This is a genomic window from Empedobacter sp. ULE_I140 (assembly GCF_053482575.1).
Genome location: NZ_JBQMTX010000001.1, coordinates 825,629 through 851,892, shown reverse-complemented (window position 1 = coordinate 851,892; position 26,264 = coordinate 825,629). Strand labels below are relative to the sequence as shown.

At 33.8% G+C, this 26,264-nt stretch carries 34 protein-coding genes, 1 other RNA gene and 1 riboswitch; of the genes, 12 read left to right on the top strand and 23 right to left on the bottom strand.

Annotated features, from left to right (window positions below; genetic code table 11):
* Positions 1-10 precede the first annotated feature (10 nt).
* A riboswitch (TPP riboswitch) is annotated at positions 11-103 on the top strand.
* A gap of 82 nt (positions 104-185) precedes the next feature.
* The 5 genes from thiM to ACTS9J_RS04055 are packed head-to-tail and all read left to right on the top strand — an operon-like array spanning position 186 to position 3,715.
* A complete protein-coding gene (gene thiM, locus ACTS9J_RS04075; RefSeq protein ID WP_291049352.1) occupies positions 186-989 on the top strand; it encodes a hydroxyethylthiazole kinase in 804 nt (267 codons plus the stop codon).
* Entirely contained in the window at positions 979-1,638 is a 660-nt protein-coding gene (gene thiE / locus ACTS9J_RS04070) for a thiamine phosphate synthase (RefSeq protein WP_038335526.1), read from the top strand. The genes thiM and thiE overlap by 11 nt, the downstream gene beginning before the upstream one ends.
* A complete protein-coding gene (gene thiD / locus ACTS9J_RS04065; protein WP_038335524.1) occupies positions 1,613-2,449 on the top strand; it encodes a bifunctional hydroxymethylpyrimidine kinase/phosphomethylpyrimidine kinase in 837 nt (278 codons plus the stop codon). The genes thiE and thiD overlap by 26 nt, the downstream gene beginning before the upstream one ends.
* Complete coding sequence (gene tenA, locus ACTS9J_RS04060) at positions 2,433-3,095, top strand: thiaminase II (RefSeq protein ID WP_038335522.1); 663 nt, start codon at positions 2,433-2,435, stop codon at positions 3,093-3,095. The genes thiD and tenA overlap by 17 nt, the downstream gene beginning before the upstream one ends.
* Complete coding sequence (locus ACTS9J_RS04055; protein ID WP_125349695.1) at positions 3,080-3,715, top strand: HAD family hydrolase; 636 nt, start codon at positions 3,080-3,082, stop codon at positions 3,713-3,715. Before tenA ends, ACTS9J_RS04055 begins: the two co-directional genes overlap by 16 nt.
* Positions 3,716-3,786: 71 nt before the next feature.
* Here ACTS9J_RS04055 and rpsN read toward each other — a convergent pair whose 3' ends face one another.
* The 18 genes from rpsN to rpsL form a co-directional block, all read right to left on the bottom strand.
* Positions 3,787-4,056 (bottom strand): 30S ribosomal protein S14, encoded by a 270-nt coding sequence (gene rpsN / locus ACTS9J_RS04050; RefSeq protein ID WP_019974193.1) that lies wholly within the window; start codon positions 4,054-4,056, stop codon positions 3,787-3,789.
* Positions 4,057-4,062: 6 nt separating this feature from the next.
* Positions 4,063-4,626, bottom strand: a complete 564-nt coding sequence (gene rplE / locus ACTS9J_RS04045) for a 50S ribosomal protein L5 (RefSeq protein WP_038335516.1) — start codon at positions 4,624-4,626, stop codon at positions 4,063-4,065.
* A 1-nt stretch (position 4,627) separates the two neighbouring features.
* Positions 4,628-4,942: a 50S ribosomal protein L24 gene (rplX, locus tag ACTS9J_RS04040; RefSeq protein WP_038335509.1), complete on the bottom strand. Its 315-nt coding sequence runs from the start codon at positions 4,940-4,942 to the stop codon at positions 4,628-4,630.
* 9 nt (positions 4,943-4,951) lie between these two features.
* Positions 4,952-5,320, bottom strand: coding sequence for a 50S ribosomal protein L14 (gene rplN, locus ACTS9J_RS04035; RefSeq protein WP_019974196.1), 369 nt, complete (start codon positions 5,318-5,320; stop codon positions 4,952-4,954).
* 8 nt (positions 5,321-5,328) lie between these two features.
* A complete protein-coding gene (gene rpsQ, locus ACTS9J_RS04030) occupies positions 5,329-5,583 on the bottom strand; it encodes a 30S ribosomal protein S17 (protein WP_019974197.1) in 255 nt (84 codons plus the stop codon).
* 16 nt (positions 5,584-5,599) lie between these two features.
* Positions 5,600-5,788, bottom strand: coding sequence for a 50S ribosomal protein L29 (rpmC, locus tag ACTS9J_RS04025; protein ID WP_038335494.1), 189 nt, complete (start codon positions 5,786-5,788; stop codon positions 5,600-5,602).
* A gap of 22 nt (positions 5,789-5,810) precedes the next feature.
* The gene (gene rplP, locus ACTS9J_RS04020) at positions 5,811-6,230 is read right to left on the bottom strand and encodes a 50S ribosomal protein L16 (protein WP_038335490.1); all 420 of its coding nucleotides are present in this window, start codon (positions 6,228-6,230) and stop codon (positions 5,811-5,813) included.
* 36 nt (positions 6,231-6,266) lie between these two features.
* On the bottom strand, positions 6,267-6,989 hold the full coding sequence (gene rpsC / locus ACTS9J_RS04015; RefSeq protein WP_019974200.1) for a 30S ribosomal protein S3: 723 nt from the start codon (positions 6,987-6,989) through the stop codon (positions 6,267-6,269).
* A 4-nt stretch (positions 6,990-6,993) separates the two neighbouring features.
* Complete coding sequence (gene rplV, locus ACTS9J_RS04010; protein WP_019974201.1) at positions 6,994-7,410, bottom strand: 50S ribosomal protein L22; 417 nt, start codon at positions 7,408-7,410, stop codon at positions 6,994-6,996.
* Positions 7,411-7,419: 9 nt separating this feature from the next.
* Complete coding sequence (gene rpsS, locus ACTS9J_RS04005; protein WP_019974202.1) at positions 7,420-7,698, bottom strand: 30S ribosomal protein S19; 279 nt, start codon at positions 7,696-7,698, stop codon at positions 7,420-7,422.
* Between the two features lie 3 nt (positions 7,699-7,701).
* Positions 7,702-8,526 carry a 50S ribosomal protein L2 gene (rplB, locus tag ACTS9J_RS04000; protein WP_038335472.1) on the bottom strand — a complete coding sequence of 275 codons (825 nt, stop codon included), beginning with the start codon at positions 8,524-8,526 and terminating at the stop codon, positions 7,702-7,704.
* Positions 8,527-8,541: 15 nt separating this feature from the next.
* Positions 8,542-8,826, bottom strand: coding sequence for a 50S ribosomal protein L23 (gene rplW, locus ACTS9J_RS03995; protein WP_038335466.1), 285 nt, complete (start codon positions 8,824-8,826; stop codon positions 8,542-8,544).
* 10 nt (positions 8,827-8,836) lie between these two features.
* Complete coding sequence (gene rplD, locus ACTS9J_RS03990) at positions 8,837-9,466, bottom strand: 50S ribosomal protein L4 (protein ID WP_038335460.1); 630 nt, start codon at positions 9,464-9,466, stop codon at positions 8,837-8,839.
* Positions 9,457-10,086 (bottom strand): 50S ribosomal protein L3, encoded by a 630-nt coding sequence (gene rplC / locus ACTS9J_RS03985; RefSeq protein WP_038335606.1) that lies wholly within the window; start codon positions 10,084-10,086, stop codon positions 9,457-9,459. The genes rplD and rplC overlap by 10 nt, the downstream gene beginning before the upstream one ends.
* A gap of 248 nt (positions 10,087-10,334) precedes the next feature.
* The gene (gene rpsJ / locus ACTS9J_RS03980) at positions 10,335-10,640 is read right to left on the bottom strand and encodes a 30S ribosomal protein S10 (RefSeq protein ID WP_019974208.1); all 306 of its coding nucleotides are present in this window, start codon (positions 10,638-10,640) and stop codon (positions 10,335-10,337) included.
* Between the two features lie 10 nt (positions 10,641-10,650).
* Entirely contained in the window at positions 10,651-12,774 is a 2,124-nt protein-coding gene (gene fusA / locus ACTS9J_RS03975; protein WP_219034156.1) for an elongation factor G, read from the bottom strand.
* A 6-nt stretch (positions 12,775-12,780) separates the two neighbouring features.
* The gene (gene rpsG, locus ACTS9J_RS03970) at positions 12,781-13,257 is read right to left on the bottom strand and encodes a 30S ribosomal protein S7 (RefSeq protein WP_019974210.1); all 477 of its coding nucleotides are present in this window, start codon (positions 13,255-13,257) and stop codon (positions 12,781-12,783) included.
* Between the two features lie 12 nt (positions 13,258-13,269).
* The gene (rpsL, locus tag ACTS9J_RS03965) at positions 13,270-13,653 is read right to left on the bottom strand and encodes a 30S ribosomal protein S12 (protein WP_019974211.1); all 384 of its coding nucleotides are present in this window, start codon (positions 13,651-13,653) and stop codon (positions 13,270-13,272) included.
* A 414-nt stretch (positions 13,654-14,067) separates the two neighbouring features.
* Between rpsL and ACTS9J_RS03960 the strand changes: the two genes are divergently transcribed.
* The 3 genes from ACTS9J_RS03960 to ACTS9J_RS03950 all read left to right on the top strand — a co-directional run bounded on the left by ACTS9J_RS03960 (position 14,068) and on the right by ACTS9J_RS03950 (position 17,041).
* A complete protein-coding gene (locus ACTS9J_RS03960) occupies positions 14,068-14,712 on the top strand; it encodes a DUF47 domain-containing protein (protein ID WP_038335434.1) in 645 nt (214 codons plus the stop codon).
* Between the two features lie 22 nt (positions 14,713-14,734).
* Positions 14,735-15,841 carry an anion permease gene (locus tag ACTS9J_RS03955; protein ID WP_448352907.1) on the top strand — a complete coding sequence of 369 codons (1,107 nt, stop codon included), beginning with the start codon at positions 14,735-14,737 and terminating at the stop codon, positions 15,839-15,841.
* 102 nt (positions 15,842-15,943) lie between these two features.
* Positions 15,944-17,041 carry an inorganic phosphate transporter gene (locus tag ACTS9J_RS03950; protein ID WP_313252628.1) on the top strand — a complete coding sequence of 366 codons (1,098 nt, stop codon included), beginning with the start codon at positions 15,944-15,946 and terminating at the stop codon, positions 17,039-17,041.
* Between the two features lie 82 nt (positions 17,042-17,123).
* Here the strand turns inward: ACTS9J_RS03950 and ACTS9J_RS03945 are convergent, their stop codons facing one another.
* From ACTS9J_RS03945 to ACTS9J_RS03930, 4 genes are read right to left on the bottom strand one after another with little or no spacing between them, the layout of a single operon-like run.
* On the bottom strand, positions 17,124-18,839 hold the full coding sequence (locus ACTS9J_RS03945; protein ID WP_448352906.1) for a phospho-sugar mutase: 1,716 nt from the start codon (positions 18,837-18,839) through the stop codon (positions 17,124-17,126).
* A 9-nt stretch (positions 18,840-18,848) separates the two neighbouring features.
* Positions 18,849-19,553, bottom strand: coding sequence for a GIN domain-containing protein (locus ACTS9J_RS03940; RefSeq protein WP_448352905.1), 705 nt, complete (start codon positions 19,551-19,553; stop codon positions 18,849-18,851).
* 17 nt (positions 19,554-19,570) lie between these two features.
* Positions 19,571-20,533, bottom strand: a complete 963-nt coding sequence (locus tag ACTS9J_RS03935; RefSeq protein ID WP_280049177.1) for a glycosyltransferase family 2 protein — start codon at positions 20,531-20,533, stop codon at positions 19,571-19,573.
* A 3-nt stretch (positions 20,534-20,536) separates the two neighbouring features.
* The gene (locus tag ACTS9J_RS03930) at positions 20,537-21,070 is read right to left on the bottom strand and encodes a DUF4199 family protein (RefSeq protein WP_185655198.1); all 534 of its coding nucleotides are present in this window, start codon (positions 21,068-21,070) and stop codon (positions 20,537-20,539) included.
* Between the two features lie 265 nt (positions 21,071-21,335).
* Between ACTS9J_RS03930 and ffs the strand changes: the two genes are divergently transcribed.
* From ffs to ACTS9J_RS03910, 4 genes are all read left to right on the top strand, one after another.
* An RNA gene (gene ffs / locus ACTS9J_RS03925) (signal recognition particle sRNA small type) lies at positions 21,336-21,434 on the top strand.
* Positions 21,435-21,515: 81 nt separating this feature from the next.
* Positions 21,516-23,168, top strand: coding sequence for a CTP synthase (locus ACTS9J_RS03920; protein WP_221853939.1), 1,653 nt, complete (start codon positions 21,516-21,518; stop codon positions 23,166-23,168).
* On the top strand, positions 23,146-24,990 hold the full coding sequence (gene yidC, locus ACTS9J_RS03915) for a membrane protein insertase YidC (RefSeq protein ID WP_448352904.1): 1,845 nt from the start codon (positions 23,146-23,148) through the stop codon (positions 24,988-24,990). The genes ACTS9J_RS03920 and yidC overlap by 23 nt, the downstream gene beginning before the upstream one ends.
* Positions 24,991-25,204: 214 nt before the next feature.
* Entirely contained in the window at positions 25,205-25,771 is a 567-nt protein-coding gene (locus tag ACTS9J_RS03910) for an acetate uptake transporter (protein ID WP_286495352.1), read from the top strand.
* A 66-nt stretch (positions 25,772-25,837) separates the two neighbouring features.
* Here the strand turns inward: ACTS9J_RS03910 and ACTS9J_RS03905 are convergent, their stop codons facing one another.
* Positions 25,838-26,152 carry a GlsB/YeaQ/YmgE family stress response membrane protein gene (locus tag ACTS9J_RS03905; RefSeq protein ID WP_313252636.1) on the bottom strand — a complete coding sequence of 105 codons (315 nt, stop codon included), beginning with the start codon at positions 26,150-26,152 and terminating at the stop codon, positions 25,838-25,840.
* Between the last annotated feature and the right edge of the window lie 112 nt (positions 26,153-26,264).

Genomic DNA, 26,264 nt, shown 5'->3' with positions numbered 1-26,264 from the left:
TATAAATTTGATTTGGCTTTAGGGGTATTCTGAAAAGAATTGAGAGAGTCCCTTTGAACCTGATACGGTTAACACCGACGTAGGGAAAAGCAATATCTATGCAATTATTTAATATTTGCAACGCTTTATTTTCAAAGAAAATCCTCTTTAGCCATTAATTGTTTCATCTAAAAAATTATCAATTAATGGAAAATCTAATTATTCAAAATTTACATGCTGTCCGGACAAAAAATCCGCTTGTTCACAACATCACCAATTTTGTGGTGATGAACAATACTGCAAATGCTCTTTTGGCAATTGGAGCATCGCCTGTTATGATACATGCACACAAAGAAGTGGAAAATATCGTCAAAATCTCAAATGCATTAGTCATCAATATCGGAACTCTTGATGATTATTGGGCAGAAAGCATGCTAATTGCAGCAAAAAAAGCAGATCAACTGAATAAACCTTGGGTATTAGACCCTGTTGGAGCTGGAATTTCAACTTTCAGAAATGAACTTATAAAAGAACTGCTTCGCTATCATCCTACTGTCATAAGAGGAAATGCTTCAGAAATTTTAGCTTTAGATACCTTCAAAGCTGTTCAGGGAAAAGGAGTCGACAGTACACATCAAAGTAATCAAGCGATAAAAGCAGCACACAATTTAAACCAGAAAATTGGATCTGTTGTTTGCATTTCAGGTGCTTCAGATTTTATTGTATCCAACAATCCGATAATTGAAATTAAAAATGGTCATGAATTGATGACTAAAGTTACTGGTTTAGGTTGTTCAGCAACAGCTAGCATCGGTGCTTTTATTGGCCTTAATAAAAATCCTTTCCTCGAAACGGTTAGCGGCATGGCCATATTTAGTTTAGCAGGTGAATTGGCACAGAAAAAAAGTAATGGCCCAGGAACCTTACAAATGAATTTGTATGACACGTTATACCATATATCTGCAGAAGAAATTCAAACAAATTTGAAAATCTCAGTTTATGAAGATTAATCCAACTTTTCCTTATCCTTTGTATTTAGTCATTTCTGAAAAAGATTGTACGCATCTTCATTGGTTAGATGTTGCAGAGCAAGCAATTATAGGTGGGGTTGATATCATTCAGCTTCGGGAAAAAAATTGCACTGTCAGCGAGTATATTTCAAAAGCTACAATATTAAAAAAAATTACGGACCACTACAATATCCCTTTGATTATTAACGATTCATTAGAAGTCGCAACCGCTGTTAATCCTTGGGGAATACATGTCGGGCAGTCAGATATATTACCTTCTGAAATTCACAAAAATGCACAAGCTCTAAAAAATATTGGTTGGTCTTTAGAAATTATCAAACAGTTGAATGATGATGAAATGAAATATGTACATCATTTAGGGGTAAGTCCAATATTTTCGACTCCAACAAAAACCAATACGATTACTGAATGGGGTTTTGAAGGATTAAAATTTTTGAAAACTAAAACATCAAAACCATTGATTGCAATTGGCGGAATTAATGAAAGTAATATTGCTAAAATCATACAAGCCGGTGCAGATAGTGTTGCAATTGTTTCTGCAATTTGCGGAAGCAAAAATCCAAAAAAATCTGCCCAAATTTTAAAACAAATTATTAACGAAAATGAATACCATCCAAAAAGCATATAGTGTCTTAACAATTGCCGGATTTGACGGAAGCGGTGGCGCTGGCATACAAGCTGATACCAAAACAATTTCCGCTCATGGCTGTTATGCAACAAATGTATTGACAGCCTTGCCTGTTCAAAATACACAAGGCGTACAAAATATTTACGAAATTCCTGCACAAGCAATTCGTGAACAAATTCAATCCATATTAGAGGATATTTATCCTGATGCAATAAAAATTGGAATGGTTCATAGTGTTGAATTGGTTCATATCATTTCAGAGGAATTAAAAAATTACAATAGACCGATTGTTTATGACCCTGTCATGGTTGCGACAAGTGGACATCGGTTAATCAAAGAAGAAACACTTGAAGCTTGCATAGAAAAGCTTTTTCCTTTGGCCACGCTTATCACGCCAAATCTTGATGAAGCAAGTATTTTGGTAAATCATAAAATTGATTCTGCTGAATTGATGCTTTCTTATGGAGAAACGATTTTAAATTTAGGTTGTCAGAATCTTTTATTAAAAGGCGGACATCTTCAGCAAGAAAAAATTATCAGTTATTTATTTCAAAAAGAACAACCTGTACAAAGTTATACCTCTCAAAAAATAGAGACAAAAAATACGCATGGTTCAGGCTGCACACTATCTTCTGCAATTGCGTGTAATTTAGCTTTGGGGGTTTCACTCACACAAAGTGTACAACTAGCACAAGAATATGTTGAACAAGCAATATTAGGAAGTAAAGACCTAACAATTGGAAAAGGAAATGGACCTCTTAATCATTTATTTAATCCACAAAAATTAAAAACCTATGACATTCACAACTAAAGCTTGGGAAACCATCGCGCCTATTTACAATGATATTCTAAATATGCCTTTTATAATTGAATTGCAAAATGGGTCATTACCAATAGAGAAATTTCAGTTTTACATGTTACAAGATGCAAAATATTTGGAACATTTTGGGCGAGTATTAGCTGCCATTGGATCAAAATCTGAAGACAATCAACAAGCCATTGACTTTTTCGAATTCGGAAAAAATGCATTAATTGTTGAACGTGCTTTACACGAATCCTATTTTGAGGATTTTGGATTATCGCAAAACATCATCATCGAAACACAACCTGTTTGTCACCATTATTCACATTTCTTAAAAAGTACAGCTGCATTCGAACCTATTGAAATTGCATTAGCTGCTGTTTTGCCTTGCTTTTGGATTTATAAAGAAGTTGGTGATGAAATCATCAAAAATCAAACAAAAGAAAATAATCCATATCAAAAATGGATTGAGACCTATAGTGGAGATGAATTTGGTGAAGGTGTAAAAAAAGCGAAAAGTTATGTTGATAAGATTGCAGAAGGAGCAACTGAAAAAATAAAAGAACAAATGCTAGAAGCTTTTGTCAAAGCAAGCGAATTAGAATTTCAGTTTTGGAATGCATCTTATGAAAATATCACATGGGAAAGAAAATAAATGCCATCTTTTTTGATTTTGATGGGGTAATCGTAAATAGTCAACAATTATGGGAGCTGATGTTTGATGAAGTCATTAAAATATATCGGTTGGATACGATATGTTTGGTAGAAAATGACGGAATGAATTTCACAACAAATGAAGCAATCCAATTGATGTTAGAAAATCAGCAACGCTTTACAAATCATTTGTACGAGGAAATAATCGATTGGACAGAAAAATTTTATGTCGAAAACTTTCATCAGTTTGTACAATTAAATGACCACGTTGCTGAGATGTTGGAACATTTAAAAGCCAATCAAATTCAAATTGTTCTTGTTTCCAATTCCTCTAGAAGACAAATTAAGTATGCTTTTCAACAATTAAAACTTCATTCCTATTTTGATCACACTATTTCAGCAGATGATGTTTCAAAAGGCAAACCAAATGCAGAACCTTATTTAAAAGCTTTATCATTATGCGAAAAGCAAAAGGAAGAAGTTTTAGTTATCGAAGATTCACTCACCGGAATTAATTCAGCAAAAGATGCTGGTTTAAATTATAAAATTTACAACAATTCAGATTTTTGTCTTCAGCCAAATTACATAGCTGATTTTAGGGAATTGATCAAAGAAATATAAACCTTACAAAAACAAAAAAATCCTTACTCAATAAAGAGTAAGGATTTAATATTTCTAAAGCTATTGGTAAATTACCAAGACGCTTTTTTAACACCTGGGATTAACCCTTCGTTCGCCATTTCGCGGAAAGTTACACGAGAGATCCCGAAAGTTCTCATGTATCCTCTTGGACGACCTGTTAATTTACAACGGTTGTGTAAACGTACAGGAGAAGCGTTTTTAGGTAATTTTTGTAATGCTTCGTAGTCACCAGCTTCTAATAAAGCTTGACGTTTCGCAGCATATTTAGCAACTAATGCTTCTCTTTTGCGCTCACGCGCTTTCATTGATTCTTTAGCCATGACTTCTTATTTTTCTTTAGTAAATGGTAATCCGAATTTAGATAATAAAGCTTTTGCTTCTTTATCTGTGTTCGCTGAAGTTACAAAGGTAATATCTAAACCTTGAATTTTCTTGATTTTATCAATATTAATTTCTGGGAAGATAATTTGCTCTTTGATACCTAAGTTATAGTTACCTCTACCGTCGAAACCTGTAGAAGAAATACCGCTAAAGTCACGTACACGTGGTAAAGCTGCAGATACTAAACGATCTAAGAATTCGTACATTTTCTCACCACGTAAAGTTACTTTAGCACCAATTGGCATTCCTTTACGTAATTTGAAAGCTGCTTCATCTTTCTTAGAAATTGTTCCTACTGCTTTTTGACCAGTGATTAATTCTAACTCTTCGATAGCGTAATCAACGATTTTTTTGTCAGCTGTAGCCGCACCTAAACCTTGAGATAAAACAATTTTCTCTAATTTAGGAACTTGCATAATAGATTTGTATCCGAACTCTTCTTTAAGAGCAGCTACAATCTCTTCTTTATATTTAACCTGCGGACGAGGTGTGTATGTTGTTGTACTCATCTTAGATAGCTTTTCCTGATTTTTTAGCAATTCTTACTTTTTTCCCTCCTTCTTCTTTGATCGCTACTTTCGTTGCTTTCCCAGTTTCTGGATCTACTAAAGCCAATTTACATAAATAGATTTGAGCTTCTTTTTCAACAACTCCACCTTGTGGATTTTGTGCGCTTGGCTTTACACGTTTTTTTGCAATATTAACCCCTTCAACGATAGCTTTAGCTTTGTCAGGGAATACGCGTAACACAGTACCAGTTTGACCTTTGTTAGATCCTGATAAAACGACTACTTTGTCTCCTTTTTTAATTTTTAACTTTGCCATGTTGTTCTATTATAATACCTCTGGGGCTAATGATACAATTTTCATATATTCTTTATCACGTAACTCACGAGCAACTGGACCGAATACACGAGTACCACGCATTTCTCCTTGAGTGTTCAATAATACACATGCATTATCGTCGAAACGGATATATGAACCGTCTTTTCTACGAACTTCTTTTTTAGTTCTAACTACAACAGCTTTTGATACAGCACCTTTTTTAACGTTTCCTGAAGGTGTAGCTTCTTTGATCGCAACTACGATTTTGTCACCTACTGATGCGTATCTTCTTTTAGTACCACCTAAAACGCGGATTACTAATGCTTCACGAGCTCCTGTGTTATCTGCAACTTTTAATCTAGATTCTTGTTGTAACATAACTTATCTTATTTAGCTCTTTCAATGATTTCTACTAATCTCCATCTTTTGTTTTTAGACAAAGGACGAGTCTCCATGATACGCACTGTGTCACCTTCGTTACACTCGTTATTTTCGTCGTGCGCTGTATATTTCTTCGTTTTTAAAACGAATTTCCCATAGAATGGGTGCTTTTGCTTCTTAGTTTCAGCTACAACAATGGTTTTTTCCATTTTGTTTGATGTAACTAAACCTACTCTTTCTTTTCTTAATTTTCTTTCCATCAGTTACAGATTACTGTTATGATTGTTTTTCGTTTAACACGGTATTCAAACGAGCAATTGTTCTGCGTAAGTCTCTAATACCGATTGGATTTGCTACAGGAGAAACAGCGTTTGTCAATTTTAATTGATCGTAGTTCGCTTGTTCTTCAGCTATTTTAGCTTGTAACTCCTCAACACTTAGATTTCTAATATCTGCTGCTTTCATTTTTTCTTAATTTTTGAAATTATTAATTTTGGAAATCACGTGCAACGATAAACTTAGTCTTAACAGGTAACTTCTGAGCTGCTAAACGCAATGCTTCAGTTGCAACCTCTACTGGCACACCTCCTACTTCGAATAAGATACGACCTGGTTGTACAGGAGCTACCCAATATTCTGGTGCACCTTTACCTTTACCCATACGTACCTCTGCTGGTTTCTTAGTAATTGGTTTATCTGGAAATATTTTAATCCATAATTGACCCTCTCTCTTCATGAAACGAGTTGCAGCAATACGAGCTGCCTCGATTTGACGTGCTGTAATAAACGCTTCGTCTAAAGATTTGATCCCGAAAGTCCCGTAAGCTAATTGAGTTCCTCTGTGAGAAACACCTTTCATCTTACCTTTTTGGGTTTTTCTAAACTTTACTCTTCTCGGTGATAACATATCTACTTAATTCTTTATGTTAGTTGTTAAACTAAATTATCGCTTTCTATTATTAGATCTTTCACCTCCCTTTCTGTTGTTGTCAGACTTTTTTTGTTTTTTCTGTAATCCAACTAAAGGAGATAATTCTCTCTTACCATATACCTCACCTTTCATGATCCATACTTTGATCCCTAAACGACCATAAGTTGTATGAGCTTCTGAAATGTGGTAATCAATGTCTGCACGGAATGTAGACAAAGGAATACGTCCATCTTTATAAGTTTCAGAACGTGCCATCTCTGCACCGTTTAAACGACCAGAGATTTGAACTTTGATTCCTTCTGCGTTCATTCTCATTGCTGATTGAATTGCCATTTTAATAGCACGACGGTAAGAAATACGATTCTCAATTTGACGAGCGATACTATCCCCTACTAAGATTGCATCTAATTCTGGTCTCTTAATTTCGAAGATGTTAATTTGAACCTCTTTACCAGTGATTTTCTTTAACTCTTCTTTTAATTTGTCAACTTCTTGTCCACCTTTACCAATAATGATACCTGGACGAGCAGTAGTTACAGTTACTGTAACCAATTTTAAAGTACGATCGATGTAAATACGAGAAACTCCGGCTTTAGACAAACGTGCTCTTAAATAAGTACGAATTTTTGCATCTTCTGCAATTTTATCACCGTAATCATTTCCACCGTACCAGTTAGAATCCCATCCTCTGATGATTCCTAAACGATTTCCGATTGGATTAGTTTTTTGTCCCATATTCTTAATCTTGTACTTTTTGTTTATCTTCTTTAGTTCCTAAAACCAAAGTTACATGGTTTGAACGTTTTCTGATTCTATGTGCTCTACCTTGAGGTGCAGTACGAATTCTTTTTAATTGACGTGCACTATCAACAGAGATTTCTTTAACATATAATCCAGCTTCTTCAACATCAGCTCCTTCATTTTTGATTTGCCAGTTAGCGATAGCGCTTAATAACAATTTCTCTAAACGGATTGAAGCGTGGTTTTTAGTATATTTTAAAATACCTAAAGCTTTTTGAATTTCAACTCCACGGATAATATCTACTACTAATCTCATCTTACGAGGAGAAGTAGGAACATTATTTAATTTCGCAAAAGCTACCTGCTTGTTAGCTTCTTTGATTCTTTCGTTACTTAATCTTTTTCTAGATCCCATGGCCCTTTACTATTTTTTTCCTTTGTTTTTAGCTCCGGCATGACCTCTAAAAGTACGTGTAGGAGCGAACTCACCTAATTTATGACCTACCATATTCTCAGTAACATAAACAGGAATAAATTGCTTTCCGTTGTGTACTGCGATTGTTTGACCAACAAAATCAGGAGAAATCATTGATGCTCTTGACCATGTTTTGATCACGTTTTTGCTACCGCTTTCTACGTTAGCAAGAACTTTCTTTTCTAATTTATAGTGGATGAATGGTCCTTTTTTTAATGAACGTGCCATAAATTATTTTTTTCTTCTTTCAACAATATATTTGTTAGACGCTTTCTTCTTGTCACGAGTTTTGTAACCTTTCGCTGGAATACCGTTACGAGAACGAGGGATACCTCCTGTCGCACGACCTTCACCACCACCCATTGGGTGATCTACAGGGTTCATAACCATTGGACGAGTTCTTGGACGACGACCTTGCCATCTAGAACGACCAGCTTTACCAGAAACTTCTAACTGATGGTCTGTGTTAGAAACAACACCTACTGTTGCTTTACACTCCACTAAAATCATTCTTGATTCACCACTTGGTAACTTAACGATAGCATATTTACCATCACGCGCAACTAATTGAGCATAAGTACCTGCACTTCTTGCCATAACTGCTCCTTGCCCTGGACGTAATTCAATACAAGAGATTACTGTACCTAATGGCATATTTTTAAGCTTCATAGCATTACCTACTTCTGGTTCTACGTTTTCACCTGAAACAATTACTTGTCCAGCTTTCAAACCATTTTGAGCAATAATGTAACGTTTTTCACCATCTTCGTAAGATAATAAAGCGATGAATGCAGTTCTGTTTGGATCGTATTGTACAGATTCTACAGTTGCAGCACCTTCTTTATCACGTTTGAAGTCGATGATACGATATTTTTGTTTGTGTCCACCACCGATATAACGCATTGTCATTTTACCAGTGTTGTTACGTCCACCCGATTTAGATTTTCCTTCAACTAATGTCTTTTCTGGCTTAGCATTTTTATCTACTGCCGCAAATTCATTAACCACTCTAAAACGTTGTCCCGGGGTGATAGGTTTTAATTTTCTTACTGACATTTTTTAATTCTTAAATTATCCGAACAACTCTATTTCTTGACCTTCAGCTAAGCTAACGATCGCTTTTTTCAACTTATTTGTTTTTCCAGTTTGAAAACCTGTTTTTGTGTAACGAGTTTTTACTTTTGGAGCAGATACTAAAGTACTAACAGAAACTACAGATACACCGTAAGTTTTTTCTACAGCTTCTTTAATTTGAATTTTGTTAGCTTTTGTGTCTACATAAAACGAATATTGCCCTAACAACTCACTGTTATTAGTTGCTTTTTCTGAAATTACTGGTTTAATTATGATTCCCATTTTCTTCGTCTTATTTTGTTAAATTTTCTTGAACTGTTGCTAAAGAACCTTCTAAAAATACGATTTGAGAAGCATTGATTAAATCAAATACATTTAATTCCTCAGTTGTAACAACTTTAACTTTTTGTAAGTTACGAGAAGATAAATATACATTGCTATTAGATTCACCTAATACGAATAATGATTTTGTGTTCTCTAATCCTAAATCAGTTAAAACAGTTTTGAACTCTTTAGTTCTTGGAGCTTCGAAAGAAAAGTTTTCAACAACTTTGATTTCATTCTCAGCTAACTTTTGTGATAAAACTGATTTTTTAGCTAATCTCTTTTGTGCTTTGTTTAATTTGAAAGAGTAGTTTCTTGGACGTGGTCCGAAAACTCTACCTCCTCCTCTAAACACTGGAGATTTGATAGAACCAGCACGAGCTGTACCTGTTCCTTTTTGCTTTTTGATTTTACGAGTTGATCCCGCAATCTCAGCTCTTTCTTTTGCTTTGTGCGTTCCTTGGCGTTGAGCTGCTAAATATTGTTTAACTTCTAAGTACACTGTGTGTGTAGAAGGCTCAATTCCGAAAACTGCCTCGTCTAAAGATACTGTTCTTCCAGTTTCTTGACCTTTGATGTTTAATACTACTACTTCCATCTTCTAACGATTACGTATGAATTTTTAGGACCTGGGATAGCACCTTTAACAATTAAAAGATTTTTCTCAGTATCCACTTTAAGTACTTTTAAGTTCTGAACAGTAACTTGTTTACCACCCATTCTTCCAGCCATACGCATTCCTTTGAATACACGAGATGGATCTGAACCAGCACCGATAGAACCTGGAGCTCTTAAACGGTTATGTTGACCGTGTGTAGCTTGACCTACCCCACCGAAACCATGACGTTTAACAACACCTTGGAAACCTTTTCCTTTTGAAGTACCTGTAATACTTACAAATTCTCCTTCGTTGAATAATTCAACGTTAACTTCTCCTCCTAGAGTTAAAGAGTTCACGAATTCTTCACCGTAAAACTCAACTAACTTTCTCTTTGGAGTCGTTCCTGCTTTTTTAAAGTGACCTTTTAAAGCATTAGTCGTGTTTTTTTCTTTTGCGTCATCGAAACCAAGTTGAGCAGCAACGTACCCATCTTTCTCTACGGTTCTGACTTGAGTAACCACACATGGCCCAGCCTCTACGATTGTCACAGGAATATTTTTCCCGTTCTCATCAAATAAGCTAGTCATCGCGATTTTTTTACCAATGATACCTGACATTTGATTAAAATATGTTAATAATTTGTTTAATATTTCAGAGAATGTGGACTTTCGACCACTAGAGATCTTCTCTAAAATTAGCATGCAAATGTATGAATTAATTTGTAAACAACAAACTTTCAATTGATTATTTTTCAAAAGTTTACAAACAGCGAAAAATATCAATCAAAGCATTCTTAATAGCAATTCATAAAAAAACCCTGAGATGTGCACGTCTCAGGGTTTATATTTATTTAAAATACAGCTAACTATACTTTAATTTCTACTTCAACACCACTAGGTAATTCTAACTTCATTAAAGCATCAACTGTTTTAGATGAAGAAGAATAAATGTCTAATAATCTTTTGTGAGCTGATAATTGAAATTGCTCGCGAGATTTTTTGTTAACGTGTGGAGATCTTAAAACTGTAAAGATTCTTTTGTGAGTTGGTAATGGAATTGGTCCATTAACAACAGCTCCTGTAGCTTTTACAGTTTTTACGATTTTTTCAGCTGATTTATCAACTAAAGAATAATCGTAAGATTTTAATTTTATTCTAATTTTTTGACTCATTTTTCTTGAATTAAGCGTTACCTTTTGCTTTAGCGATTACAGCTTCAGACACGTTTGTTGGTGCTGGAGCGTAGTGATCGAATTCCATTGTAGATGTAGCACGACCAGAAGATAATGTACGTAATGAAGTTACATATCCGAACATTTCTGCTAATGGAACCATAGCTTTAATAACTTTAGCGTTATTTCTATCATCCATTCCTGATACTTGACCACGACGACGGTTTAAGTCACCTACAATATCACCCATGTTTTCTTCTGGAGTTAAAACCTCTAACTTCATGATAGGCTCTAAGATTTGAGCACCAGCGGCTTTTGCAGCAGCTTTGTAACCCATTTGAGCAGCTAACTCGAAAGATAATTGGTCAGAATCCACAGGGTGGAAAGATCCATCTTTTAAAGTAACTTTTAACGAATCCATTTCGAATCCTGCTAAAGGTCCATTCTTCATTGCAGCTTTAAAACCTTTCTCAATAGAAGGGATAAATTCTTTAGGAACGTTACCACCTTTAATTTCTGAAACGAATTCTAAACCTACTTTTCCTTCATCTGCTGGTCCCATTTCGAAAACGATATCAGCAAATTTACCACGACCACCTGATTGTTTTTTGTAAACCTCACGGTGATTAGCTGGACGAGAGAATGATTCTTTGTACTCTACTTGAGGCTCACCTTGGTTAACCTCTACTTTAAATTCACGTTTTAAACGGTCAACGATGATATCTAAGTGTAACTCACCCATACCAGAAATAACTGTTTGACCAGAAGCCTCATCAGTTTTTACTTGGAATGTTGGATCTTCTTCAGCTAATTTAGCTAAAGCCATACCTAATTTATCAACGTCAGCTTTCGTTTTAGGCTCAACTGCGATACCAATTACTGGATCTGGGAAGTCCATAGACTCTAATACGATAGGGGCTTTTTCATCACATAAAGTATCTCCTGTTTTGATATCTTTGAAACCTACTGCAGCTCCAATATCACCTGCTTCGATTCTCTCGATAGGCTCTTGTTTGTTAGCGTGCATTTGGAAGATACGAGAAATACGTTCTTTGTTACCAGAACGAGTATTTAATACGTAAGATCCAGCGTCTAATCCACCTGAATAAGCACGGAAGAATGCTAAACGACCTACGAATGGGTCAGTAGCAATTTTGAATGCTAATGCTGCGAATGGCTCATCAACTGAAGGTTTTCTTGAGATAGGCTCGTCAGTTTTTGGGTCAGTTCCTGGGATCGCTTCTTTATCACTTGGTGATGGTAAGTAACGACATACAGCATCTAACATGAATTGTACACCTTTGTTTTTGAACGAAGATCCACAAGTCATTGGGATGATAGACATATCTAATGTTGCAGCACGTAATGCAGCGTGAACTTCTTCTTCAGTAATAGAGTTTTCGTCCTCCATGTACTTCTCTAATAAGTTCTCGTCATACGCAGCTACTTCTTCAATTAATTGACCACGGAATTGTCTTACATCGTCAACCATATCAGCTGGGATTTCAACAACATCAAATGTAGAACCATGATTCTCATCATGCCATACAATTGCACGGTTTTTAATTAAATCTACAACTCCTTTAAAGTCTGCTTCGTCACCGATTGGTAATACAATAGGAACAGCATTTGACCCTAACATTTCACGTACTTGACGACATACATTTAAGAAGTCAGCTCCTTGACGGTCCATTTTGTTAACGAAACCTAAACGAGGAACTTTATAGTTATCTGCTAAACGCCAGTTTGTTTCAGATTGAGGTTCAACTCCATCTACTGCTGAGAATAAGAAAACTAAACCATCTAAAACACGTAAAGAACGGTTTACCTCTACTGTAAAGTCAACGTGACCAGGAGTGTCGATAATATTAAAGTGGTACCCTTTAGCGTCTGGTAATGGTTTACCTTGTTCTGTTGGGAATGTCCAATCTACTGTTACAGCTGCAGAAGTAATTGTAATACCTCTTTCAGCTTCTTGCTCCATCCAGTCAGTTGTAGCTGATCCTTCGTGAGTTTCTCCAATTTTGTGATTCTTACCTGAATAGAATAAGATACGCTCTGTCGTTGTAGTTTTTCCTGCATCGATGTGAGCAGCAATACCAATGTTTCTTGTGTATTTTAAATCTCTTGCCATCTTGTATTAGAATCTAAAGTGAGAGAATGCTTTGTTAGCTTCTGCCATTTTGTGAGTATCTTGACGTTTTTTAACGGCAGATCCTTCCTCTTTAGCAGCTGCAATAATTTCTCCAGCTAATTTTTGAGCCATCGATTTCTCGTTTCTGTTACGAGAATATTTGATTAACCATTTCATTGCTGTTGAAATTTTACGGTCTGGACGAATTTCCATTGGAATTTGGAATGTAGCTCCACCAACACGGCGAGAACGTACTTCTACGTGAGGCATTACATTAGATAATGCTTCTTTCCAAATGTCTAATGAAGTTTTTTCTGCATCTTCTTTACGAGAATCTACGATTTCTAACGCATCATAGAAAATTTTGAATGCTACAGATTTTTTTCCGTCGTACATTAAGTTGTTTACGAAACGAGTTACTAACTGATCATTAAATTTAGGATCTGGAAGTAAAGGTCTTTTTTTAGCTCTTGTCTTTCTCATCTTACCTTAAATTTATTTTTTAGCATCTTTAGGACGTTTCGCTCCATACTTACTTCTACGTTGAGTACGTCCGTTTACTCCCGCAGTATCTAACGCTCCACGTACAATGTGGTAACGCACACCTGGTAAATCTTTAACTCTACCTCCTCTAACCAATACTATCGAGTGCTCTTGAAGATTATGACCTTCACCACCGATGTACGCGTTAACTTCTTTCCCGTTTGTTAATCTAACACGAGCAACTTTACGCATTGCTGAGTTAGGTTTCTTAGGAGTTGTAGTGTAAACACGTGTACAAACACCGCGGCGTTGTGGACATGATTCCAATGCAGCCGATTTACTCTTCTTGGTTAGTTTTTTTCTACCTTTTCTAACTAATTGTTGAATTGTTGGCATACTAATTAAATTTCCTTTTAAATTTGGATTAAACCCATTTTTTGGGCATGCAAAACTACAAATAATTTATACAAAAACAAATAATAATGGATTTATTTTACATTGATTTATAATTTTTTAAAGAATTATAAACTATATTTTACAGAATTTTAATTCAAGAATAACAAAACAAGTAAATTATCAATAAACCTAATTTTTGATAAGTGATAGTATCTTATCTACATCTATTGACAACAAAATTTATTAAAACTTTATCCTATATTATTTTTCTCTAAGCTAATAACTTTTCGTATTTTTAATTAATCTGAATATCATATAATTATCGATATATTTTAATAAAAACGTTCGCATAATATTTATTTAATGTTAATTTTACATTAGAAAAATTAATTTTGCACTTCAAAACATTATTGAATGTCGGTAAACTCATTTTTTAAATTATTTACTCCGAAGGATAAAGTATTCTATCCTTTGTTCGAGGAAGCTTCAAAAAGTTTAATCAAATTAGCTGAATTGTTACATGAATGTGTAAACGCTCCAGTTGAAGAACGCGAAGATTACATCGCGCAAATTTCTAAGATAGAAAGCAAAATTGAATATCTTACTCAAAAAACAAATTTAGAGTTAAGCAAAAACTTTATCACACCTTTTGACAGAGAAGATATTTATCAATTAGTAAAATCTATCGATTATGTTGCAGATAATTTAAATGGAGCAGCGAATCGTATCAATATTTATCAAGTAGATAAAATTACAAAATCTATCCGCAAAATTACAGCTGTTAACTTAGAGGCTTGTCAATTAATCGGAGAGGGAATTGAGCAATTGAAAGATTTGAGAAACGTAAATCGTATTTACGAAATATGTGAACGAATCAATAAATTAGAAAATAAATCGGATCGTATTTTTGATAAAGCAGTTCAGGAAATTTTCGAAAACGAAACTGATGTTAAAAATATCATCAAGTATAAGGAGGTTTTATCTTCATTAGAATCTGCAACAGACAAGTGTAAAAGTGTTGCTAACGTATTGGAAGCTGTAGCGGTAAAACATTCATAACCAAAACTTAATCTAAAAGATTATGACAGATTTTTTTTCAGCGTTTTCGAGCATGTTATCGTCTACGCCAGGAATGTTATTGATTACTATTATCGTCTTAGCTTTTGTTTTTGATTATATTAATGGTTTTCACGACGCCGCAAACTCAATTGCTACAATTGTTGCAACTAAGGTTTTAACGCCTTTTCAAGCTGTACTTTGGGCTGCCGCATTCAACTTTGCTGCTTACTTTATTTCAGTTTATTGGATTGGAGAATTTAAGATTGGTAACACTATTGCAAAGTCGATTAACGAGCATTTTATTACACTAGAAGTTATTTTAGCTGGAATTATCGCTGCAATTTCTTGGAACTTATTAACATGGAAGTTTGGTATTCCTTCTTCTTCTTCTCATACATTAATTGGTGGTTTCATTGGAGCTGCATTAGCTCACGCCGGTGGTTTTTCTGCTGGTGGAGAAGATGTAATTGTTTACAAAAAAGTAATTCCAATTATTTGCTTTATCGTATTAGCACCATTAATTGGTATGATTATCGCCTCGATATTAACCATAATCACGCTTCATATTTGCAAAAGAGCCAAACCTGCAAAAGCAGAATGGTGGTTCAAGAAATTACAATTAGTTTCTTCTGCTCTTTTCTCTTTAGGACATGGTATGAATGATGCGCAAAAAGTAATGGGTATTATTGGAGCAGCGGTTATCTTTTATCACATTAATGTCGATTTTGATCCTGAATATTTAAAAGCTGAAGATAAATTTCAATATTTTGTAGAACATTGGGGATGGGTTCCCATTACATCTTTCATCGTTATCGCATTAGGTACAATGGGTGGTGGATGGAAAATCATCAAAACAATGGGTTCTAAAATCACAAAAGTAACGCCATTAGAAGGTGTAGTTGCTGAAACATCTGGAGCAATGACGCTTTATATTTCTGAACATTTCGGGATTCCAGTTTCTACAACACATACAATTACTGGTTCTATTATTGGTGTAGGTTTAACGAAACGTGTTTCTGCAGTTCGTTGGGGAGTAACAATTAGTTTACTTTGGGCGTGGATACTTACTATTCCTGTCTCAGCATTATTAGCTGCATTAATCTATTATGTTGTAACGTTATTTATTTAAAATATCATTTCTAAAGGAGCTTAAATTAAGCTCCTTTTTTATTTTTGAAATAATTTTCGAAATTGATAAATGATAAGTTTAAGAAAGTTTTAAATTTGCGCCATGCAATTAACTGTATTATTTATCATTATCGGTTTAGCCATTTTATTTGATTTCTTAAATGGTTTTCACGATGCCGCAAACTCTATTGCAACCGTTGTTACTACAAAGGTTTTAACTCCAATTCAGGCTGTTATTTGGGCTGCATTTTTCAATTTTGTTGCTTTTTTCATTGCCAAATTTATCATTGGAGAATTCGGAGTTGCAGACACAATCGCTAAAATTATCAAAGAAGATGTTGTTGTCGCATTTGGCTCTAATCCATCTTTAGTTGTTATGGCAGCACTTTCTGCCGCTATTACTTGGAATATTTTAACTTGGAAATTAGGAATCCCTTCTTCCTCATCTCACACATTGATTGGAGGATTAGCTGGAGGTGCATTAGCTGCGACAGGTTATGATTTTTCTGCGATTAATAGTACAATTATCTTAACGATTATCGCTTTTATTTTGGTCGCTCCAATTATTGGTTTAGTCGCTGGTAATGTTATTTACATCATCACGCTGAATCTTTGTCGAAATGCAAAACCACATAAAGCAGATGCTTGGTTCAAGAAATTGCAATTAGTTTCTTCTGCGATGTTGAGTATTGGTCATGGTTTGAATGATTCTCAAAAAGTAATGGGAGTGATCACGTTTGCTTTACTTGCTAATCAAACTGCAATTGTTAATACGGATATGAATGATTGGATTTTGAATGATGTTTTCAATTGGAAACATTGGTTCATCACAACAAGTAGTACTGATATTCACGATTGGGTTCCGATTATGTGTTTCTCTGCAATTGCTTTAGGAACTTTAGGTGGCGGAATGAAAATCCTAAAAACGATGGGAAATAAAATTACAAAAATTACTCCTATCGAAGGTTTCACTGCTCAAACAGCTTCAGCTATTACATTATTTTTTACTGAACATATCAAAATGCCAGTTTCTACAACTCACGTGATCACAGGATCTATTATTGGTGTTGGAATGGTAAAAAGAGTTTCTGCCGTTCGTTGGGGAGTTACAATTAGTTTATTATGGGCTTGGATTTTGACAATTCCAGTTTCTGCATTTATTGCAACAGGTTTTTATTATCTATTTTCAATGTTTTTCTAACATTAAAATTTAATCATATAAAAAAATGGCTGTCAATTTTGACAGCCATTTTCTATTTATTTTAATATTTATTCTTGAATAATTATTTGCTAAAATCTTCTTTCAACAAATCGATTTTCGCTAACAACGCTTGTTGAACAGCTGGATAATCTTCTTTGTTAGAAAGTGGAGCATTTACAGAGAAATAATATTTAATCTTTGGTTCTGTTCCAGAAGGTCGACAAGCAACTTTACTTCCATCCTCAGTATAGAAAATCAATACATTTGACTTTGGTATTTCAATCGCTTTTTCTTCACCAGAAATTAAATCTTTGTCGATAGAAGATTGAAAATCTTTTACACGAACAACTTTAGAACCTGCTAATTCTTTTGGAGGATTTGATCTAAATTCCACCATCATTTTAGCAATTAACTCCGCACCTTCTTTTCCTGGTTTTACAATACTAATTAAATCTTCTTGATATGCTTTTCCGATTTCAAGATAGATTTCCATTAATTTATTGTACAATGAACTTCCGTTTGCTTTTTGTACAGCAGCAATTTCAGAAACTAATAAAGCTGTTGTAACAGAATCTTTATCGCGGATAAAATCTCCGACCATAAATCCGAACGATTCTTCTCCTCCTCCAACAAAACTTTCTTTGCCTTCGAATTTACGAATCATATCAGCAATCCATTTGAAACCTGTTAATCCAACTTTACAATCTACATTAAATTTCGCAGCAATATCATAGAAAATATCAGACGTTACGATTGTCGATCCGATAAATTCTTTTCCAATTAATTTACCTGCTTCTTGCCATTTTTCTAATAAATAGTAAGCCAAAACAGTGTTCATTTGGTTACCATTTAATAAAACAATTTCGCCTTCATTATTACGCGTTGCAACACCTACACGATCCGCATCAGGATCAGTTCCAATCACAACATCAGCTCCAATTTCATTCGCTAAAGCAACAGCCATAGTCAACGCTTCTGGTTCTTCTGGATTTGGCGATTTTACTGTTGGGAAATCTCCACTTGGAATTGCTTGTTCAGCAACTTGATGAACTTGAGTAAAACCAGCTTTTTCAAAAGCTTTTGGCGTAATTGCAACTGAAGTTCCGTGAATAGAAGTAAAAACTATTTTGATGTCTTTTTTACCTTCTTGCGTAAAACTTCCGTTCGCTACACATGCCTTAATAAAAGCTTCATCAATTTCTTTTCCAATATACGTTAACAATGCATCGTTACCTTGAAATTTGATTTCTTCTACTTTTACATTATTTACTTCATTAATAATTTCTCCATCTTGTGGCGGAACAATTTGCGCTCCATCATTCCAATAAACCTTATAACCATTGTAAATCGGAGGATTGTGGGAAGCTGTCAACACAATTCCAGCATCACAACCTAAATAACGAACTGTAAAAGACAATTCCGGCGTTGGACGAAAAGATTCGAACAAATAAACGTTGATTCCATTCGCAGTTAAAACATCTGCAACCATTTTTGCAAACGTATCCGAATTGTGACGAACATCGTACGCAATCGCAACTTTTTTCTCTTTATTCAGAAATTGTTGATTGATATAATTTGCTAAACCTTGCGTCGCTGCACCAAGTGTATATTTGTTTAAACGATTTGTACCTACACCCATTATACCACGCATTCCTCCTGTTCCAAACTCAAGGTTTTTATAAAAAGAATCGTCTAATTCGGTTGGATTGTTATCAATTAAATCTTGAACAGCTTTTCTTGTTTCCGCATCATAAGCGTCAGAAAGCCATAATTTAGCATTATCTAAACTTGAAGTCATTCTTATCTTTTATTTTTTTAATACTTGGGCGCGGTCGGCAATTTTTGTATCCTTATTAGGATCGCCCATAAAATTTACAATTGAGTTTCCTTTTGCAGAACCATATAAGGTTTGGCGTGCATTGATGTCTAATAAAGCGTTATCATCAGTCGTAAAATTAGCTTCATTGACCTCGTATTTGAACAAATTCAATTGTGCTTCACCATAAGCTTTCACTTTCATAGTTCCAGCAGTTCCTTCTAGCATAATATTAGATTGATCTTCCGCTTTTAAATCAAAGTTGTTTGTAATCAAAAAAGTTTGATTAATTCTTGCTTGATCCTTCGCATTCATTGTCAATTTATCGACATTCAATGTTCCAGAAGTAGTCAAAGAAGTTTGTTTATTTACATCAATCTTTTCTAAATCTCGTGTCACATAAACGTACAAATCGTAGGCGCTATAATGGTCTACATTTGATTTTTCTTTGATTGTAACCGCATTATTTTTTGCTTCAACTTCTAAATTGTCAATAATATTTTGATGCGATTCTACTTTAACTCCAGATTTATTCCCCGGAACTAAAATAACATTACAATTACACGAAACTCTCAAATCTTTGATATTATCAGCTGTATATTCTTTTTGAGCCGTTGCAGCACCTTCTCCATCAATTGATGATGAACACGAAGTTGCAACTAAACCTAAAAATCCTAATAAAAATATTTTCTTCATAGCAGTTGGTTATTTAATTAGTTTAAATTCAATTCTTTTTGAACTAAATACAATTGTTTTTCGCGATTATTACGAACAATTAACTCGCCCAAAAATCCCGCCAAAAATAATTGCGTTCCTAAAATCATAAAAACTAACGAAATATAAAAATAAGGACTATCTGTGATTAATCTGGCTGGTGTATGTGAAATATAAACTTTATATAATTTCTCGATTCCTAAATAAAATGAAGCGAAAAACCCTAAAATAAACATCAATGTTCCCAATAAACCGAAAATATGCATTGGTTTATTCCCAAACCTTGACGCAAAGAAAAGTGTAATCAAATCCAAGAAACCATTTACAAAACGATTTGCTCCAAATTTTGAAACACCATATTTTCGTGCTTGATGCTTTACCTTTTTCTCAATAATTCTCGAATATCCAGCATTTTTAGCTAAAACAGGAATATAACGGTGCATATCACCATACAGTTCAATATTTTGCGTTACTTCCCAACGATAAGCTTTCAAACCACAGTTAAAATCGTGCAATTTTACACCAGAGGTTTTACGTGCTACACCATTGAATAATTTCGAAGGAAGATTTTTTGTCAACTTATTATCTTGACGATTTTCTTTCCACCCCGAAACAATATCTGCTTTTTGATTTTTCAGCATTTTGTATAACGACGGAATTTCCTCAGGAAAATCTTGTAAATCTGCATCCATAGTAATCACAACATCCCCTTTCACTTCTTTAAAAGCCGCACTAAGTGCAGGAGACTTACCATAATTTTTACGGAATTTAATTCCTTTCACTTCTGTATTGAAGTTGGCAATATATTCGATAATTTGCCACGAATCATCTGTACTTCCGTCATCAACGAAAATAACTTCGAATGTAAAATCATTCTGTTCACAGACTTTTTTGATTCTGTAGAATAATTCCTCTAAGGAATCTTGTTCGTTCAATAAAGGAACAACAACTGAAATATCCATATGTTAAAAAACACGTTTTTTTAAGAATTGTGAAAACATCGCTGCAATTGCGATGTAGAAAGATAAGAAAATTGAGAATAATCCGAAGAAGTTTTTCACAGTAAATAAATTAAGTGTTTTATAATCATCCGAATTTCTGAATGTTTCGATATCTTTTGCGACTTTTGGATCAGACATATTAGACGTAAAAGTATCTAACAATCCTTGTTTCAAACTATCTTGTGCCCATTCTCCATAAGTATTGAAGAATACAAAAATAACAATCAAACTCATGATTCCGGCGAAGAAAATTGTGTAGAAACCAACTTTAAAACCTTCTTTAAAGGTCATTAATTCTTCTGAAGTTTGATGATTTTTTGCTTTATTTTTCGATAAATTGAAAATTGTTAAGAAACAATATAATGCATATAAAGGTAATACAATAAAACAGCAAATCATGAAGCTGTAAGTGTAATAATCTTTTACAGAAACTGTTCCGTTCAACGAAAAATAAAAGTAAAGTGCGAAAAACAATGCTAATGTAATTGCCGTAAGCACCAAAGAGTTTTTAAAAATTTTATTAAAACTAATCATTCTGCAAAGATAATTATATCTCGTAATTCTTTCTCTATTAAATTGTATGATTTAAAAAGGAATTTATCTTCATCAATTCTTTTCTTCGGTTACTTTTTACAATTTCAATTACTTTTTTAGTTCTAATTTTTATTTGTAAATCAATCTATTAATTCAATAAGACCTAAGTAACAAGAAAGTTTTTTCAATAAACACTTTTATTTTTGCAAAACTTTCTTACCTTTGCATCAGGCAAGTCCTACACAACCAGCTCCTGTTGAATCCTCCAGGACGGGAACGTAGCAAAGGTATACGGTCGTAGCGGTGTGATGTAGATCGCTTGCCTATTTTTATTTCTCTAAATTTCACTCCCACTTTTTTTTACCCCATTATTTATTCGTAAATTTGCAACCATTGATTTAAAGATTCAATGGAAACAAACAAAGCACCAAAGTACATTTTCGTTACCGGAGGAGTAACATCGTCGTTAGGAAAAGGAATCGTAGCATCATCATTAGGAATGCTACTAGAAGCAAGAGGATATAGAGTAACAATTCAGAAATTGGATCCCTATATAAATGTAGACCCAGGAACACTTAATCCTTACGAGCATGGAGAATGTTACGTTACGGAAGACGGTGCAGAGACCGATTTAGATTTAGGACATTATGAGCGTTTCTTGAACCGTGCAACGTCTCGTGCTAACTCAGTTACTACAGGTCGTATTTATCAAACAGTTATAGAAAAAGAACGTCGTGGAGATTATTTAGGAAAAACAGTTCAAGTTGTTCCTCATATCACAAACGAAATAAAACGCCGTATCAAATTATTAGGTAATACAGGTGATTATGATATCATCATTACTGAAATTGGAGGTACGGTTGGAGATATTGAATCTTTACCTTATATCGAATCTATCCGTCAGTTAACTTGGGAATTAGGAGAACATAATTCTTCTGTTATTCACTTAACATTAGTCCCTTATTTAGCTGCTGCGGGTGAATTAAAAACAAAACCTACTCAACATTCTGTTCGTACATTAATGGAAAATGGTATTCATGCTAATGTTTTAGTTACACGTACAGAGCGTCATTTACCAAAAGATGTAAAAGCTAAATTGGCTTTATTCTGTAATGTTCGCAAAGAAAACGTGATTGAAAGTATGGATGCAGACACAATTTATGAGGTTCCATTCTTATTACATGAACAAAATTTTGACGAAGTTGTTTTAAAAGGCTTAGATTTGCCAACTGATCAAGAACCAGATTTTACGGTTTGGAACAAATTCTTATCAAATCATAAAAATCCTAAAAACGAAATAGAAATTGCTTTAGTTGGTAAATACGTTTCGTTACACGATTCTTATAAATCAATTACAGAAGCATTTACACATGCTGCTGCAACTTGCGAAACGAATGTAAAAGTTCGTTGGGTATATTCTGGCGATATTACAGAAGACAATGTTGGAGAGCAATTAAAAGGAGTTTCGGGAATTTTGATTGCGCCAGGTTTTGGAGATCGTGGTATTTTAGGTAAAATAATTGCTGCAAATTATGCACGAAGAAATAATATTCCAACATTAGGAATTTGTTTGGGAATGCAAATTATGGCAATTGAATTTGCGCGTAACGTTTTAGGTTACGAAAAAGCAGATTCAGCAGAAATGGATTTAACAACGCCTTATCCAGTTATCAGTTTGATGGAAGATCAAAAAGATGTTTCGGACAAAGGAGGAACAATGCGTTTAGGAAATTGGAAATGTGAATTAACTCCTAATTCAAAAATTGAGAAAATTTACAACACAACCGAAATCTTAGAACGTCATCGTCATAGATATGAATTCAACAATGATTTTTATGATGAATTTGTTGAAAACAATTTTATTCCAGTTGGTAAAAATCCTGAAACAGAATTAGTAGAAATTTTAGAACATAATCAACACCCATATTATATAGGTGTACAATTCCACCCGGAATATAAAAGTACAGTTGCTTCGCCACATCCTTTATTTATAAGTTTTATCGAAGCTTCTTTATTGAATAAACAAAATGATTTATTAAATGCAACAAGAGAAAAAATTTGATTTTAACCAAACGATTGGTTTTATTTTAATTGCAATTCTTTTTGGCGTATTCTATTTTCTAAACAAACCTTCGGAAGCGGAGGTCGAAGCACAGAAAAAAGAATTAGTTCAAAAGCAAGAGCAAGCAAAAAAACAGGAACAATTAAATAAAACAGCTACAACACAAGCTTTTCAAACTGTAGATCCTACATTAGCAAAAGATGTTGAAGTTAGTAATGATAAATTAAAAGTTACTTTTTCGCCAAAAGGAGCTCAAATTTCTGACGTACAAATCGTTGGATATACAGCTTACAATGACAAAAAAGATGGACACAAAGATCCTTTACATTTGATAAAAGATGGATCAAGTAAGTTCAATTTATCATTCAAAACAAAACAAGGAGCTGTTCTTAATGTTTCGGATTTAGTATTTGTACCTCAAGTACAGAAAAATGCGAACAATACAATTGTGACGTTTACAGCCAATGCTCAAAATAGTCAAATTCAATACATCTATACATTAGGAGATTCTTATGGTATCGATTTCGAAGTTAAAACGCAAGGTTTATCTAACATCACTTCTGAGAAAAATGTAGATTTAGCCTGGACAATGGACGGTTTCAGTACTGAGAAAGGGAAAGATCAAGAAAAATATTGGTCACATACTTATTTTCAGTTCAAAGGAAACAAAGACATCGAATACGAATTATTTGGTTCTGACGAATGGGAAGAAGAGGAAGCTATTTCTTGGGTAGCCAACAAACAACAATTCTTCGCAACAGTTTTATCAAATGATGAAGGGTTTAAAACAACAAAAGGTGGTTCTAAAAACTCTGATAAAGAGGATTTAACTTATAGTAAACACTATCACTTAAACTCTAAATTAGAGTTAAAAAATAGTGAAATCAATTCTAAATTCACATGGGATTTTATTCCATTGGATTATAAAATGTTGAAAGATTACAACGACAAAGGATTCCAAAACTTAATTGACTTTGGTTGGGGATTATTTGGTTGGTTGAATAAATATTTCTTCTTGAACGTTTTCAAATGGTTAGCTTCTGTAGGAATCACTTACGGATGGGTAATCTTCTTGATGACAATCGTTGTAAAATTGATTTTATCTCCAATTATGTACAAACAATACCGTCAATCTGCATTGATGAAAGTTGTTCGTCCAGAGTTGAATGAAATCAACGAAAAATACAAGGATCCAAAAGATGCAATGAAGAAACAACAAGAAACAATGGCAATTTATCGTAATGCAGGAATCAATCCATTAGCAGGATGTTTACCAGCATTATTACAAATTCCTATTTTCTATGCGTTATTCCGTTTCTTCCCGAACTTAATCGACTTGAGAGGTGTTCCTTTCTGGTTCGTAGACGATTTAACAGCATTCGACGATTTAATCAAATTACCAGAATGGATTCCATTCCTTAATGGTCACTTAAGTGTATTCGCTTTATTATATATTGTTGCAATGATGATTTATTTTAAAGTTTCTGGATCTATGGATAACTTCCAAATGCCACAACAAGAAGGAATGCCAAACATGCAATTCATGAAATACATGATGTATGTAATGCCAGTTTTCTTCTTTGTATTCCTTAACAATTACGCTTCAGGTCTATCTTGGTATTATTTAGTATCCAATGCGATTAATATTTTCATCGTGTTATATATTAAGAAATATATGATTCACGAAGCGAAGATTCATCAAATCATCGAAACAAATAAAACGAAACCTAAAAAGACAGGTAAGTTTGCTTCGAAAATGCAAGAAATGATGAAACAAGCTCAAGAAATGCAAGAGCAACAACAAAAGAACAAAAAGAAATAATCACATTATATTTCAAATTCAAAAATCCGTTAATAATAATTAACGGATTTTTTATTCATTTAAGACAATAAAAAATTTAAGTATTCAATTTGTTACATACCAATATTTTATTCACTTAAAAATACTTTTATAGTGTACGTTATACACTTTTTATGAATAAATTCTTTTTTATTTATTATTTTCAGATTATTATTGTCTTAAAATAATAAATAACATGAATAATATTTACTCAATTAAAGACCAAACAGCAAATCCTGGACCTTTAGGATTATTTGGTTTTGCAATGACAACTGTTTTATTAAACATACACAATGCAGGTTTTTTCCCTGTTAATAGTATGATTATGGGAATGGGTGTTTTCTTTGGAGGTGGAGCACAATTTGTGGCTGGCGTTATGGAATGGAAAAAAGGAAACAACTTTGGTAGTATTGCATTCATGTCTTATGGTGCTTTTTGGTTAACACTTGTATTTATATGGTTAGCACCGATGTTTGGCGTAGAAAAACCGGACGGAAATGCAATGGGATGTTATTTAGGAATGTGGGGATTATTTACATTAATCAACTTTTTACAAACATTAAAAGGTAATTTGGTCGGAAAATTATTATTTGGTTCGTTAACCTTATTATTCTTGTTATTAGCAGCAGGTAACTTTACAGGAAGTCAAAGTATTTTACATTTTGCTGGTTGGACAGGAATCATCTGCGGATTTATTGCTTTTTACGAAGCTTCTGCAATTATGATTAATCAGAAATACGAAAAAGCAATTCTTCCTTTATAAATAATATGAATAAAAAAAATCCTTTATCAGAGACTGATAAAGGATTTTTTTTATAATTGTAATGAATTATTTATTAAACATTGGTGCTAATAATTTTTTCCAGATAAATAATAAAATTAATGATCCTAAAATTGAAAAAATCCAATCCAACGGACTGAAAAAACTCACTTCTCCATCATGAGAAATTCCTAAAATTGTACGCATATAAGCTCCTAAATATGCACCAACAATACCTATAAGTGCAGTTACCCAAAATCCTCCCGGATCTTTACCTGGCATTATTGCTTTAGCAATTCCAGCACAAATTAAACCGAACACTAAGTATACCAAAAAGCTCCAAACTCCGGTAATACCTAACATAACAAATGAAGTTGTCATCATAATTAATACTATTTTTTATGGTTTTAAAAATTGTTAAGTAAATCTTAACTAAAATCGTTCCAAAAAGATAAGAAAAGTTTTTATAAATTGTAAATTTGTAACACTATAAAAT